Origin of the sequence: Micromonospora sp. B11E3, from assembly GCF_039871625.1 — a bacterium.
Taxonomy (GTDB): Bacteria; Actinomycetota; Actinomycetes; order Mycobacteriales; family Micromonosporaceae; genus Micromonospora.
This window is the reverse complement of record NZ_JBDPMC010000037.1, coordinates 16,297-30,405: the sequence shown is the minus strand read 5'-3', so window position 1 is coordinate 30,405 and position 14,109 is coordinate 16,297. Positions and strand designations below refer to the sequence as shown.

Annotated in this window: 11 protein-coding genes and 1 pseudogene; 1 reads left to right on the top strand and 11 read right to left on the bottom strand. The window is 73.9% G+C overall.

Features of this window, described 5'->3' with window-relative positions; genetic code table 11:
* Positions 1-2 precede the first annotated feature (2 nt).
* From nrfD to ABGB16_RS19175, 9 genes and pseudogenes are all read right to left on the bottom strand, one after another.
* Positions 3-1,151: an NrfD/PsrC family molybdoenzyme membrane anchor subunit gene (nrfD, locus tag ABGB16_RS19215; protein ID WP_347669462.1), complete on the bottom strand. Its 1,149-nt coding sequence runs from the start codon at positions 1,149-1,151 to the stop codon at positions 3-5.
* Positions 1,148-2,191 carry a 4Fe-4S dicluster domain-containing protein gene (locus tag ABGB16_RS19210; protein WP_347669461.1) on the bottom strand — a complete coding sequence of 348 codons (1,044 nt, stop codon included), beginning with the start codon at positions 2,189-2,191 and terminating at the stop codon, positions 1,148-1,150. The genes nrfD and ABGB16_RS19210 overlap by 4 nt, the downstream gene beginning before the upstream one ends.
* A pseudogene (gene fdh / locus ABGB16_RS19205) lies at positions 2,184-5,452 on the bottom strand (formate dehydrogenase). The gene ABGB16_RS19210 and the pseudogene fdh overlap by 8 nt, the downstream one beginning before the upstream one ends.
* Before the next feature lie 481 nt (positions 5,453-5,933).
* On the bottom strand, positions 5,934-6,527 hold the full coding sequence (locus ABGB16_RS19200) for a hypothetical protein (RefSeq protein ID WP_347669496.1): 594 nt from the start codon (positions 6,525-6,527) through the stop codon (positions 5,934-5,936).
* 601 nt (positions 6,528-7,128) lie between these two features.
* Positions 7,129-7,437, bottom strand: a complete 309-nt coding sequence (locus ABGB16_RS19195) for a MazG-like family protein (RefSeq protein WP_347669460.1) — start codon at positions 7,435-7,437, stop codon at positions 7,129-7,131.
* Positions 7,438-7,711: 274 nt separating this feature from the next.
* On the bottom strand, positions 7,712-8,455 hold the full coding sequence (locus ABGB16_RS19190; protein WP_347669459.1) for a hypothetical protein: 744 nt from the start codon (positions 8,453-8,455) through the stop codon (positions 7,712-7,714).
* Positions 8,456-8,673: 218 nt separating this feature from the next.
* Complete coding sequence (locus ABGB16_RS19185) at positions 8,674-9,483, bottom strand: DUF3626 domain-containing protein (protein ID WP_347669458.1); 810 nt, start codon at positions 9,481-9,483, stop codon at positions 8,674-8,676.
* Positions 9,484-9,570: 87 nt separating this feature from the next.
* Positions 9,571-10,200 carry an MBL fold metallo-hydrolase gene (locus ABGB16_RS19180; protein ID WP_347669457.1) on the bottom strand — a complete coding sequence of 210 codons (630 nt, stop codon included), beginning with the start codon at positions 10,198-10,200 and terminating at the stop codon, positions 9,571-9,573.
* Positions 10,197-11,285, bottom strand: a complete 1,089-nt coding sequence (locus ABGB16_RS19175) for an S-(hydroxymethyl)mycothiol dehydrogenase (RefSeq protein ID WP_347669456.1) — start codon at positions 11,283-11,285, stop codon at positions 10,197-10,199. The genes ABGB16_RS19180 and ABGB16_RS19175 overlap by 4 nt, the downstream gene beginning before the upstream one ends.
* Before the next feature lie 204 nt (positions 11,286-11,489).
* Between ABGB16_RS19175 and ABGB16_RS19170 the strand changes: the two genes are divergently transcribed.
* The gene (locus ABGB16_RS19170) at positions 11,490-11,912 is read left to right on the top strand and encodes a hypothetical protein (protein WP_347669455.1); all 423 of its coding nucleotides are present in this window, start codon (positions 11,490-11,492) and stop codon (positions 11,910-11,912) included.
* Between the two features lie 101 nt (positions 11,913-12,013).
* On the opposite strand, the gene ABGB16_RS19165 is transcribed toward ABGB16_RS19170, so the two are convergent.
* Both ABGB16_RS19165 and ABGB16_RS19160 read right to left on the bottom strand, forming a co-directional pair.
* Positions 12,014-13,330, bottom strand: coding sequence for an MFS transporter (locus ABGB16_RS19165; RefSeq protein WP_347669454.1), 1,317 nt, complete (start codon positions 13,328-13,330; stop codon positions 12,014-12,016).
* Entirely contained in the window at positions 13,327-13,989 is a 663-nt protein-coding gene (locus tag ABGB16_RS19160; protein ID WP_347669453.1) for a GntR family transcriptional regulator, read from the bottom strand. The genes ABGB16_RS19165 and ABGB16_RS19160 overlap by 4 nt, the downstream gene beginning before the upstream one ends.
* Positions 13,990-14,109 lie beyond the last annotated feature (120 nt).

Sequence of the window (14,109 nt, the reverse complement as noted above, 5' to 3'; positions counted from 1 at the left end):
GGTCAGGGCTCGGGCGTGTCGATCCGCGGCTCGTGCCGCCGGGCGCGCTCCCGCTGCGGGACCACCGTGTACCTCGGGTCGCGGGCAGAGGCGACGCCGGCGTGGAACACGCCGAAGCGCAGGGCCACCGACGCGCCGAGCAGGGCCGCGCCGGCCACGGCCGACACGACGCGGCTGCGCCGGCCGGCGAGGGCCCCGACGGCCCCGGCGACGGTGAGCGCCCGGGCGGCGCGCAGCAGCCGGCCGGGGGTGCCGGTGCGATAGGGCTCGCTGAGCAGGCCGAGGCCGGTCTCCACCCGGTGCGCGGCCCACAGCTCCAGGGCCGCGCCCGCCACGGCCATCCGCCGGGCCGGGCCGGCCTGGTCGCGGGGCGCGGCGAGCAGGCCCACGCCGGCGCCGCTGGCCAGGGCGCTGCCCGCGAACATGACCGGCAGCTGCGGGTACGCCTCGTGCCACGACGGCACGGCCGTGTCGGCCAGCAGCACCCCGGGGTATGTGGCCAGGGCCGGCGCGGCGGCGGCGGCGAACAGCCCGGCGGCGTGCCCGACCGGCGGCAGCAGCCGGCGGCCCAGCCCGAGCACACCCCGCTCGGGCAGCCACGGCGCGGCCTCGGCGACGGCGGCCACCCCGGCGGCCGGACCGTAGGCGGCCAGGATCCAGGTGCCCACCGACATGGGGGAGGTCGGCTTCGCCACCCGCAGCATGTGGTGGAACCGCTCGGGCCGGCCGAGGTCGTGGACGAGGAAGTACGTGCTGGCGCCGAGCGCGGCCAGGGCGGTGACCCGGCCGGCGCGGCGCAGCACCGGCCGGCCGGTGAGCTGCCCGCCGGCGGCCAGCAGCGACGACCCGGCGGCCAACCCGCCGGTGAACAGGTACCCGGCGATGTCCCACTTCCACACCGGCGCCTTGAGGACGGGCCGGCCGTAGTAGGAGGTGAACCCGGCCGGGGGCACGGTCACGTCCTCGCCGCCGCGGCGCCGCCGCTCGCCGGGAGCCGGCTGGCGGGGCGGCTCCGGTGCCAGGTTGGCGGCTCGGTCGGTGCGCCCCGCGCTGGGCTCGTCCCGGTCGGCCCCGCCGGGCCGGTCGGCGCCGTCGAGGCGGCGCAGGAAGCGGCGGAACCTCTCGCCCACCTCGGGGCGGCGCGCCCTCACGAGGCACCTCCGACGAACGCGGCGACGGCCGCCGCCGCCATGGCCAGGGCGGCCAGCCCGGCCCGCTTCCACATCCTCGGCAGGTCCCGGGTCGTCACCACCGGGTCCGGGGGCAGGCCGTACACCTCGGGCTCGTCGAGCAGCAGGAAGAACGCGCCGTTGCCGCCGACCCCGTCGCCGGGGTCGTGGCCGTACAGCCGGGCCTCCGGCACGCCGCGTTCGTGCAGGGTGGCCACCCGCGCGGCGGCCCGCTCCCGCAGCTCGTCCACGCGGCCGTACTGGATGGACTCGGTGGGGCAGGCCTGCGCGCAGGCGGGGGTATTCCCGACGCCGATACGGTCGTAGCACAGCGTGCACTTCCACGCCCGGCCGTCGCCCCTGCGCTGGTCGATCACCCCGTACGGGCAGGCGGGGATGCAGTAGCCGCAGCCGTTGCAGATGTCCTCCTGCACCACGACCGTGCCGAACTCGGTGCGGAACAGCGAGCCGGTGGGGCAGACGTCCAGGCAGGCGGCCTGGGTGCAGTGCTTGCAGACGTCCGACATCATCAGCCAGCGGAAGTCGGTGCGCTCGGCGGCGCCGGTGGCCCGCCCGGGCGGCGCGGCGCCGGGCATGCCGAGGAACTGCGGCCCGGCGGCCATCCTGGCGGCCGAGGTCGGCTCCCCCGGAGGCAGTCCAGGGTCCGTGCCGGTGTCCTGGCCGCTGCCGGCGGCCACCGCCGCCGACGCCCCGCTGACCGTCGTGCCGGTGGGCGTGCCGGCGAACGGCGGGGTGCGGTGCCCGGCCGGGCGGGGCTGCTCGACGAACGCCACATGCCGCCACGAGTTCGCCGTCAGTGCGCCGGTGTTGTCGTACGACATGCCGAGCAGGTCGAACCCGGAGGCCGGCACGCCGTTCCACTCCTTGCAGGCCACCTCGCACGCCTTGCAGCCGATGCACACGCTGGTGTCGGTGAAGAAGCCCATCCGGGGCGGGGCGTCGGTCCAGCCGGCGTCCGGGGCCGGGTCCAGCGGGCCGTAGAGGCTGTTGGCGTCAGGCATCCTCGCCTCTCTCGTCCTCGGCGGTGGTGACGACGGGCGCCGCCCGGCCGGGGTCGATCCCGGCCCGGCGGCGATACCCGGCCACCAGCTCCAGCAGGGCCGGCCCGGTCGGCCGCCGGCCCGGCCGGACGTCGCAGGTGCCCACCTTGCTCTCCTGGATCAGCACGTTCGGGTCCAGGGTCATGCCGAACAGGTCGTTGGCCGAGTCGCCGGTGACCAGCCCCTCGGTGCCGAAGTGGTACGGCAGCCACAGCTGGTGGATCAGGCGGCCCTCCACGCGCAGCGGGGTGAGCCGGTCGGTGACCAGTACCCTCGCCTCGATGACGGCCCGGCCGCTGATCAGGTGCGCCCAGCCGAGGTGCGCCAGCCCGGCCTCCGCGGCCAGCTCCGGGGACACCTCGACGAACATCTCCGGCTGCAACTCGGCCAACGGCCGCACGGTGCGGCTCATCCCGCCGGCGGTGTGGTGCTCCGTGAGCCGGCTGACCGTGAACACGTACGGGAAGACGTCGCTGTGCGCCTGCGGCGGGCTCGGGTTGACCGAGTTCGCCGGGTGCTCGTACACCTTGCGGATCGGGTTGGCCTGCTGCCCGTACATGGGGTTGCGGACCGGCGACTCGACCGGCTCGTAGTGCGTCGGCAGCGGGCCGTCGAGCACGCCGGCGGGCACGTACAGCCAGCCCTTGCCGTCGCCCTGCATGACGAACGGGTCGTCGCCGGCGATCGCCTCGGGCCCGGTGGCGTCGGCCGGCGGCCGGTACGTCGGTGGCTTCGTCCGCTCGAAGTCCGGCACGTCGTACCCGGTCCACTCCCCGGCGTCCGGGTCCCACCAGACGTACTTCTTGCGCTCGCTCCACGGCCGGCCCTGCGGGTCGGCGGAGGCGCGGTTGTACAGGGTGCGCCGGTTCGCCGGCCACGCCCAGCCCCACTCCGCGGCCACCCAGTCCTGCTCGTGGCGGGACCTGCGCCGGGCGGCCTGGTTGACCCCGTCGGCGTACACGCCGCTGTAGATCCAGCAACCGACCGCGGTGGAGCCGTCGTCGCGGGCCTCCGGGAACCCGCCGAGGAGACGACCGCTGGCCACCTCGTACCCGTTGATCTCGCGCAGCACCGCGTCGGCGCTCGGCTCCGCGTCCGGGCCGTGCGTGGGGTAGTCCCAGGCGAGGTCGAGCAGCGCCCGGTCCCGCGGCTCGGTGGAGCCGGCCAGCTTCTCCCGCAGCCGGCGCCCGAGGTGGTAGAAGAACCACAGCTCGGAGCGGGCGTCGCCCGGCGGTTCGACGGCCTTCTCCCGCCACTGCAGCAGCCGCTGGGTCTGGGTGAACGTGCCATCCTTCTCCACGTGCGAGGCGGCGGGCAGGAAGAACACCTCCGTGCGGCACTCCTGCGGCACGATCTCCCCGGTGGCCACCTCCGGGCTGTTCTTCCAGAACGTGGCGCTTTCGATCATGAACAGGTCGCGGACGACCAGCCAGTCGAGGTTGGCCATGCCGAGCCGCTGGGCGCGGCCGTGCGCCGAACCGACCGCCGGGTTCTGGCCGAGCAGGAAGTAGCCCCTGATCCGGCCGTCGATCATGCTGAGCACCTGCTGGTACGTCCCGTGGTCGCCGGTCATCCGGGGCAGGTACCCGTAGCAGAAGTCGTTCCCCGGCCTCGCCGCGTCCCCCCAGTACGCCTTCAGCAGGCTCGCGGCGAACGCCCGCGAGTTGCCCCAGAAGCCCTTCTGGTGGGGGTTGCGGATGCTGTCGACCCAGTCGTCGAAGGTGACCTGGTCGGCGTGCGGCATCGGCAGGTAGCCGGGCAGCAGGTTGAACAGCGTCGGGATGTCGGTGGAGCCCTGGATGCTGGCGTGCCCGCGCAGCGCGAGGACGCCGCCGCCCGGACGGCCCACGTTGCCCAGCAGCAGCTGGATGATCGCCCCGGTGCGGATGTACTGCACGCCGACGCTGTGCTGCGTCCAGCCCACCGAGTAGACCAGCGCGCCGGTGCGCTCGCGACCGGAGTTCTCCGTCCAGGCGCGGGCCAGCTCCAGAAACTTCTCCCGCGGGACGCCGCAGACCCGCTCCACCATCTCCGGGTGTAGCGGGCGAAGTGCCGCTTGAGGATCTGGTACACGCAGCGCGGGTGCCGCAGCGTCTCGTCCCGCAGGGTCCGCTCGGGCACCGGCGTGCCGTGCGACTCGTGGCGCAGCCCGGCCGCGGTCTCCCGCTGCATGCTGGTGCCCCCGCTGCCGGCCGGGCCGTTCTCCTGACCCTCGTACTGCCAGCTCGTCTGGTCGTACGAGCCGGTCTCCGGGTCGTAGCCGGAGAACAGCCCGTCCAGGTCCTCGGTGTCGGCGAACCGCTCGCTGACGATCGTCGCCGCGTTCGTGTACGCCAGCACGTACTCCCGGAAGTCCAGCTCGTTCTCCAGGATGTACCGCACCACGCCGCCGAGCAGCGCGATGTCGGTGCCCGCCCGGATCGGCAGGTACGTGTCGGCGAGCGCGCTCGTCCGGGTGAACCGCGGATCGACGTGGAAGACCCTGGCGCCGCGCTTCTTCGCCTCCATCACCCACTGGAAGCCCACCGGGTGGGCCTCGGCCATGTTGGAGCCCTGGATGACGATGACGTCAGCGTTGGCCAGGTTCTGCTGGAAGTCCGTGGCGCCGCCGCGACCGAAGCTGGTCCCCAGACCGGGGACCGTGGCGGAGTGTCAAATGCGGGCCTGGTTCTCGATCTGGAGCGCCCCCATCGCCGTGAACAGCTTCTTGATGAGGTAGTTCTCCTCGTTGTCCAGCGTCGCCCCGCCCAGGGCCGAGATGCCCATCGTCCGGTTGAGCGGGCGGCCCGCGTCGTCGACGTCCTCCCAGGTCTCCGCGCGGGCGGCGAGAATCCGGTCGGCGATCATGTCGACGGCGGTGTCGAGGTCCAGGTCCTCCCACTCCGTGGCGTACGGCCGGCGGTAGCGGACCTTCGTCTGCCGCAGCGGGCTGGTGACCAGGCTCTTGCTGGCCGAGCCCTTCGGGCACAGCCGGCCCCGGGAGATCGGGCTGTCCGGGTCGCCCTCGATCTGGGTGACCCGGCCGTCGGAGACGTACACTCGCTGGCCGCAGCCCACCGCGCAGTAGGGGCAGACGGAGCGGGCCACGCGGTCGGCGGTCTCCGTGCGCGCGGTCAGCGCCGCCGAGCGGGGCGACCGGGCCGCGGCGCCCCGGCCCAGCGGGTCGGTGCCGGTGAGCTGCCGGTAGACCGGCCAGCCCTCGATGAAGGTCCGCAGACCCACCCCGGGACACCTCCTCCCCCGTTGACGGGAAGCCGACCCCCCGAACATAGGCCAGGCCCCGCCGTCCCCGCGACCCGGGACCAATCTTTCCTCGTGTTTTTGCTGCCCGGCGTGTGGATGGTTGCGCTGGGGGGTTGGGGCCCGCCGTGACCGGCTCCGGGCGGTCACGCTTGATCCCTGCGCCGGTCACGGCGGGCCCCACCCCGTCGTGCGCGGTCGCGTACCGCCCGCTGAGCCGCCTTCCTATCTTCGGGTCGGCAGACGAAACCGCCCCCGGCCGCATGGCCGGGGGCGGTTCGGGGTGTCGGTGTGCAGGTCGCCTCTCGGCGAGTGGCACGACGCGGCTCCAGCCGAACGGTATTCCGCGAAGGCAATATGGTGAGGCCCGGGGACACTGGACACACCGACACCGGGTTCAACGTACCCCCTCGGCGCCCTGTTCCGCCCGGCGCCGTAATCCACCTCACCCGGCGGATCAGGGTCAGTTGTTCCAGTGTTGGGCGACGAGGTCGGCGGCCTGCTGCTCCCACTGCGCGTACGCGTCCGGGTACGCCGACACCTGCACCGTCTGCGCGGCGTCGGTCAGCGGCATGTCCTGCCACCCGTCCACCTGCTTCAAACCCTTCAGGAACGCCGTCGTCGAGTACTGCGGATCCGTGATCTGCTCCGGGGTGCCCCAACCCGACGACGGGCGCTGCTGGAACAGGCCCAGCGAGTCGTGGTCGTTACGGTCACCCAGGTGCCCCAGGTTCTCCAACTTCGACTCCTGCAGGCTGGTGGCGATCGAGATCACCGCAGCCCGCTCGGGCAGGCCGGCCTTCTTCGTCGCCGCGATGATCGCCTCTGCGTTCGCCACCTGCTCGTCGTCAAGGTCGATGCGGGACTGGGCGCCCTGCACCCCGTGCGGGATCAGCTTGCCGCTGTCGGGCTTGTCGGCCTGCACGGCCACCGCGACCGGCTGCACCTGCGCCGGGGCGGCGTGCGCGGCGGTGGCGTGCAGGGGGCCGGCGGCGAGGCCACCGGCGAACGCGAGACCGGCGACACCGAGAACGCTCTTACGCAGCATCGTGTTCATCATGATCAAAGCTCCATTCGGGGGTCGACACCCAGCCCGGGCCGTATGGGGGACGGCCTGTGCAGGGTGTGAGCACCGTCAGGGCGCTCGAAAGCCTGAAAAAGGGGGAAAGAATCTGCCCGGCGCGCACCGCGGGGCGGGGACCCGGTCGAGGCAAAGACGCCTCGGTCTGCCACTCGGGCGGGTGCCTCGATCGGGGCGGGGATTGCCTCGTCGCAGTGCCCGGGGCCATGCACAACGACCGGTGGCCCACCATCATTCCGGGGCCGGGTCACCCCACCCGTGGGGCGCCCTCCTCGGCCGTGCACCCGTGTTCAACGCCCCCACCCCCGCCACGATTCCGCCCCGACGATGCCCCGGTCACCCGCCAACACCCCCAGACCGGATATTCAGCGCAAACGGACACACCCGGACGAGTTGATCCACTCCATGTCGGCGACATAGCGGTGTCCAAGCCCCGGGATGCCCGCCATGTCGCCGACATGGAGAGTCGATCACCACCTCAACCGGCCACCACCAACGCGAACACCGAGGCAAAGACCGTGCCCGGAAGGGGGAAGAATCCCGGCGAGGTGGCTTCGGCGAGCCGGGCGCGGGCGGCCTAAGCAATCCGGGAGCGGACCTTGGCCGCGCACTGCGCCAGCGCCGACCGCGCCTCGAACCCGAGGCTCTCGATGGCGACCAGCGCCGTGAACGCCACGTCGGCCAGTTCGGCGGCAACGTCGTCCCGCGTGTGCGTGACCCCCTTTCGCGGGTTCTGCCCGAGGGCGCCGATCCACGCCCCGGCGACCTCGCCGGCCTCCTCCGTCAGTTTCAGGATTCGGCAGGTCAACTCCGCGTCTCCGACGCCGTTCGTCGCATCCAACCAGCCACGTGACACCCGCACCGAATCCCAGATCATGTCGTCCACCCGTCCAGTGAACCGGACGAGGCACATGGCACGAGGGGCGCCGGTGGCGTACGGGAATGGTTGGGATCGTGCGCCGGGAACCGGGACCGCCCGACGGACGGCCCCAGGGGCGGACCTGGTGGGGCCCGCCGTGACCGGCGCAGGGATCAAGCGTGACCGCCCGGAGCCGGGCACGGCGGGCCCCACCCCCACCGCGACCACCCACGACCGGGCGGAACCGAAAGGCCCCCGGCCGGCCCCGGAAGGGGCCGACCGAGGGCCGCGCAGAAATGGGTCACCACAGCTGCTGGACGATGTCCGCCGCCTGCTCCTCCCACTGCGCGTACGCGTACGGGAACGCCGACACCTGCACCGTCTGTGCCGCCGCGGTCAGCGGCAGGTCCCGCCAGCCGCCCACGTTCTTCAGCGCGTCGAAGAACGCCCTGGCGGCGTAGTCCGGGTCCGTTACCTGCTCGGGCGAGCCCCAACCCGACGACGGCCGCTGCTGGAACAGCCCCTGCGAGTCGTAGTCGTTGTACACGCCCAGGTGCCCGAGGTTGTACAGCTTCGACTCCTGCAACGACGTGGCGACGCCGATCACCGCGCCGCGCTCACCCACGTCGGTCTCCTTGGCGGCCTTGATGATCGCCTTGGCGTTGGCGACTTGCTCGTCGTCGAGCGGGATACGCGACTGCGCGCCCTCGACGCCGTGCGGGATCAACTCGTCCCGGCTCGGCTTGTCGGCCGACGCCTTGCCGCTGGCCTTGTCGCTTGCCGCGCCGGTGGTCAGCGCGGACTCGGCCGTGGCGCCCTGCCGGGCCTTGCCGGTGGCGAGGTCGATGGCGGCGACGGCGCCGGCGTGGGGGCCGCCGGTGACCGGTGCGGCGACGGCCGTCGGGCCGAAGGCGAGGCCGCCGAGGACGGCGACGCCGGCGATGCTCAGCACCGCCTTGCGGTTCGTGGTCTTGGCGATGGCCGGGAGCCACCGGTCCGTGGTCTTGGCGATGGCCGGGAGCCATCGAGTGAAGTCGGCCTTCACGATGGTTGCCCTTTCGATCGTTGCGACGCGCTCCGGTTGAGCGCCCCTTGGGGGAACTGCCGCGCCGGTGAGGTTTACCGGCGGGAGGTACGGGGGACACAACCAGGTTGCCGTGTCGGTCATTCCGGAAATGGGGGGACCATGGCGGTTGCGACCCGGGTCACCCGGAGCACGGGACCACCGAGCGCCTCGGAACCGAACTGGGAGGCGGGAACCGGTCAGCGGGCGCGAGGCGCCCCGAACCGGACGAGTACGTGCCAGAGCTGCTTGAGGTGCTGGAGGGTCACCGTCGGCGCCCCCGGGTCCGCCCAGCGGTCCGGCTCGGTGACCAGCGAGGCCGCCGCCCGGCCGACGAGCGCGGCGTCGACCGGTTCGCCCGGCCGGGCGAACTCGGCGTGGATCCGCGCGGCCAGCGGCGGGATGTCCGGGCCGCGGAAGTCGGGGTCGATCCCGTCGGCGGGCAGTTCGAACCCCGCGTGCCAGCGCAGCGCGATACCGTGCCGGGCGGCGAGGCCGGCCAGCGTCCGGCCCACCTCGGCGTCCTCGAACGACGGGTCCAGCACCAGCGCCTCGACGTCCCGGGCCAGGCTGATCTCGCCGTGGACCTGCGCCTCCACGTAGTCGTCCAGGGAGCGTGCGGCGGGCCCGGGGCGCCACGCGTCCCGTTCGCGGCGGCGCAGCAGCGCCCGGGCCAGGGCGGCCGTGTCCATCCCGGCCACGCCGAGGCTGACCCCGGTGTCGGCGGTGGCGGCGAGGAGGGCGGCGAGTACCGGTTCGGGGACGTCCACGGTGCCGAGACACGTCGGTCCCGGGTGGCTGTCGCCGAAGCAGAACGTCGCGCGGGTCAGCACCTCGGGGCGCAGTCGCAGGTGGCAGGAGCCGAACCGCGGGCAGGCGCCGTCGGGATGGTCGAGCAGGTTGGGCCCGCCGTACTTCGGACGGTCCGCCGGCCGTACGCCCGGGGCCTGGTACGCGCCGCCGAACAGTTCCTCCTCCCACCGGTCCCGGTCCCCTGGGGCGGCGGCCACGCATTCGTGGCAGCCGCAACCCCGCGGCACGCCCGGGGAAACTCGTGCCCCACGGGCCAGACGCCGGGGTCGGTGGCCCCGCCGGGGTCAGTGGCCCCGGGCGATCCACTCGTCGAGGTGCGGGGCCTCCGCGCCGATGGTGGTGCTGCCACCGTGGCCGGTGTGCACCACCGTCTCCGGCGGCAGGGTGAGCAGCCGGGTGCGGATCGACTCGATGATGGTGCCGAAGTCGCTGTACGAGCGGCCGGTGGCACCCGGCCCACCGGCGAACAGGGTGTCGCCGGTGAAGACCGCGCCGAGCGCCGGGGCGTACAGGCAGCAGGCGCCGGGGCTGTGGCCGGGGGTGTGCAGCGCCCGCAGCGGCGTACCGGCCACCTCGATCGTCGTCCCGTCGCGCAGTTCGCCGTCGGGGGTCACGTCGGGGTGGACCATGTCCCACAGCACCCGGTCGTCGGGGTGCAGCAGCACCGGCGCGCCGGTGGCCCGGGACAGCGCCGGAGCCACCCGGACGTGGTCGTCGTGGGCGTGGGTGGCCAGGATCGCCACCACCCGGCGCCCGCCGACCACCCGCAGGATCGCCTCGACGTCGTGCGGGGCGTCGACGACCACGCACTCGGTGTCGTCGCCGACGACCCACACGTTGTTGTCGACGTCGAAGGTCTGCCCGTCGAGGGAGAAGGTGCCGGAGGTGACGGTGTGGTCGACGCGGGCGGTCACGGGAAGACCACCACCGAGCGCAGCACGTCACCGTGGTGCATCCGGGTGAACGCCTGCTCGACCTGGTCCAGGGCGATCTCCTCGGTGACGAACGCGTCCAGGTCGAGCCGGCCCTGCAGGTACAGCTCGGTGAGCAGCGGGAAGTCGCGGCTGGGCAGGCAGTCGCCGTACCAGCTGGACTTGAGGGCGCCGCCGCGGCCGAAGACGTCCAGCAGCGGCAGCTCGACCTGCATCTGCGGGGTCGGCACGCCGACCAGTACGACGGTGCCGGCGAGGTCGCGGGCGTAGAACGCCTGCTTCCAGGTCTCGGGCCGGCCGACGGCGTCGATGACCACGTCGGCGCCGAAGCCGCCGGTGGCCGCCCGGATCGCCTCGACGACGTCGCCCTCGGAGGCGTTGACGGTGTGGGTGGCGCCGAACCTGCGCGCCCAGTCGAGCTTGCGGGAGTCGGTGTCGACCGCGATGATCGTCGTCGCGCCGGCCAGGGTGGCGCCGGCGACGGCGGCGTCGCCGACCCCGCCGCAGCCGATGACGGCCACCGAGTCGCCGCGGCCGACCGCGCCGGTGTTCATCGCCGCGCCGAGGCCGGCCATGACGCCGCAGCCGAGCAGGCCGACGGCGGCCGGTCGGGCGGCCGGGTCCACCTTGGTGCACTGTCCGGCGTGGACGAGGGTCTTCTCGGCGAACGCGCCGATGCCCAGCGCCGGGGCCAGTTCGGTGCCGTCGGTGAGGGTCATCTTCTGGGCGGCGTTGTGGGTGTTGAAGCAGTACCAGGGCCGGCCACGCCGGCAGGCGCGGCAGGCGCCGCACACCGCCCGCCAGTTCAGCACGACGAAGTCGCCGGGCGCCACGTCGGTGACCCCGTCGCCCACCTGCTCCACGATGCCGGCCGCCTCGTGGCCGAGCAGGAACGGGTACTCGTCGTTGATCCCGCCCTCCCGGTAGTGCAGGTCGGTGTGGCAGACCCCGCACGACTGGACACGGACCACCGCCTCACCCGGCCCCGGGTCGGGTACCACGATGGTGGCGACCTCCACCGGCGCGCCCTTGCTGCGTGAGATGACTCCCCGGACTTCCTGGCTCACGTTTCGCCCCTCCTGCTCCACACCGTGTCCGTCGCCGCCGGCCCACAGGCCGGCCGTGGCGGGCGCGGTGGCCTGCGCGGACGCCGCCGCCCACGCCCCAGACGAAACTACCTGTTGATCATCGCGTCGGCCTCATCGGCCGGCGGTTACGGCCGCCGGTGCCGGGTAGGCGGGGGCACTGTCGTCGGGGTACGGGAGGGCCAGATGAAGCTCACGCACGTGCCGCTGCGCACCACTGTCGGCGCATTCATCCTGAACTCGGGCCTGGGTAAGCGGAGTCTGGAGGGTGAGGCCGCCGCGGGCATGCACGGCATGGCCGCCGGGGCCGTCCCGCAGCTGCGGCAACTCGGGCCGGACCGCTTCGCCCGGTTGCTGTCCCGGGGCGAGATGGCGCTCGGGGCCGCCCTGCTCGCGCCGTTCGTCCCGTCCCTGCTCGCGGGGCTGGGTCTGACCGCGTTCGGGGCGGGACTGGTGCAGCTGTACCTGCGCACACCCGGCATGCGGGAGCCGGGCAGCCTGCGGCCGACCCAGCAGGGCATCGGCCTCGCCAAGGACGTCTGGCTGGTCGGCGCCGGGCTGACCCTGGTGCTGGACGACCTCACCCACCGCCGCTTCCGCCGCCCGTAACGCCCCGAAGGCTCCTCGCGATCTTGCAGTTTCGGCCCCCGATATGGGCGATTCACGAATTTAGTCCGGGCCGAAAGTGCAAGATCAGCGAACTCGGGGAGTCAGGCCGCCGGCCGCGCCAGGGCCGGTGGGGGCGCGGGCTGCGGCTGCGCCGGGGCCGCCGCGGCGTGCAGGAGGCGGCGGGCGGCGTTGCGGTAGCGCAGCACCTGGACCGCGCCGAGCGCCCACAGGGCGTACTGCGCGGCGAAGGCCCAGCGGAACGCGGCGAGGTCCGGGGCGGACCGGCCCGCGGGGGTAGCCAGGTCGAGGACGACGCCGACGGCGAGCATCAGGACGATCGAGGCGACGAAGCCGCCGACGTTGACGATGCCGGTGGCGCTGCCGATCCGGCTGGCCGGGTTGAACGTGCGGGCGTAGTCGAAGCCGATGGCCGAGCCGGGACCGTTGACGGCGAGCACCAGCACCAGGACGACGAGCAGCCAGCCCGGGGCGCGGCCGGGCCAGGCGAGCACGACCGTCCACACCACGGCGCTGGCGGCGGTGACGCCGAGGACCAGCGCGGAGCGGTGGTACGGGTGCCGCGCGCACAGTTGGGCGACGACGGGCCCCGCCACGAGGCCGGCGAGGGTCATCAGGGTGAGCAGGGACGCGGCGGCGGTGGGCGCCATCCCCTGCCCCTGCACGAGGAACGGGTAGCCCCACAGCAGCGCGAAGACCGAGCCGGAGAACTGGGTGACGAAGTGCGTCCACAGACCCAGCCGGGTGCCGGGCTGGGCCCAGGCGGCGGCCAGCTGCCGGCGTACGGTGGCCGAGTCCGGCGCCGGCGCGGCGGCGTGCTCGCGGTGCGGCGTGTCCCGGACGGCCGCCGCGACCGTCGTCAGCGCGGTCGCGCCGAGCGCGGCGGCGGTGAGGAACGCGGGGGTCCAGCCGGCGTGGTGCAGCAGGGCCACCAGGGGCACGGCGCCGAGGACCGCGCCGAGCTGGCCGAGGGTGCCGGTGAGCTGCACCAGCATCGGGTTGCGCCGGCCCGGGAACCAGAACGTGATGATGCGCAGCACGCTGATGAAGGTGGTGGCGTCGCCGAGGCCGACCAGGACGCGGGCGGCGATGGCCAGCCGGACGTCGGTGACCAGGGCGAAGCAGAGCTGCCCGGCGACCATCAGCGCGCCGCCGGTGATGAGCAGCCGGCGGGAGCCGAACCGGTCGAGCAGCACCCCGACTGGCACCTGCATGGCGGCGTACACGGCGAGCTGGGCGACGGAGAAGGTGGCCAGCGTGGCGGCGTTGATGTGGAAACGGTCGGCGGCGTCGACCCCGGTCACGCCGAGGGAGCTGCGGTGGAACACCGCCGCGACGTACGCGCTCAGCGCCACCGCGAAGACCAGGACGGCGGAGCGGCGGCGGGCGGGGGCGCTCACCGCAGGGTCCGCAGCACGGTCGCGGCGTTGTCGACGTGCGCGGCGACGCTGTCGAGCCAGGCCTGCGGGTCGTCGCCGTCGAGGGCGGCGAGCTGGGCGGCGTGCTCGGCGAGCACCACCTGGGCCCAGCCGGGCGAGAGCCGGAAGCTGGCCTCGCCCATGCGCACCTGGCGGTCGCGCAGCCGGTGGTACAGCTCGGCCAGGATCTCGTTGCCGGCCGTCTCGACGACGGCGGCGTGGAAGGCCCGGTCGGCGGCCATGAGCGCGGTGACGTCGCCGGCGGCGTGGGCCTCACGCATCCGGTCCAGCCAGCGGGCCAGGTCCGCCCTCAGCTGCGCGCGGCGGGGCCAGACCCGCTCGGCGGCGTACACCTCGACGAGGCGGCGCGCCTCGATGACGTCGGCGATCTCCCGGGCGGAGACGGGCCGGATCAGGGCGCCGCGCTTCGGGTAGAGCGCCACGAGCCCCTCGGCCTCCAGTCGCAGCAGCGCCTCCCGTACGGGGGTGCGGGACACCCCTGCGGCCTCGGCGATCTCCCCCTCGCTGATCAGCAGGCCGCCCGGGTAGACCTGTTCGAGGATCGACCGCTTCAGGTGCTGGTACGCCCGATCGGCGGCCGAGGGGGCGGCGGACCGCGCCGGAGGGGTGGGATGCGTCATGTATCTATGATGTGCCTCAGGCGGGGCGGGCCGGCGCGCGCCCCCTCCGACCGTGTCGCACGCCACCCGGCCGACCCCGGCGCGAGGGTGTGGTGTGAACCACCGCGGGACGCGGCGGGT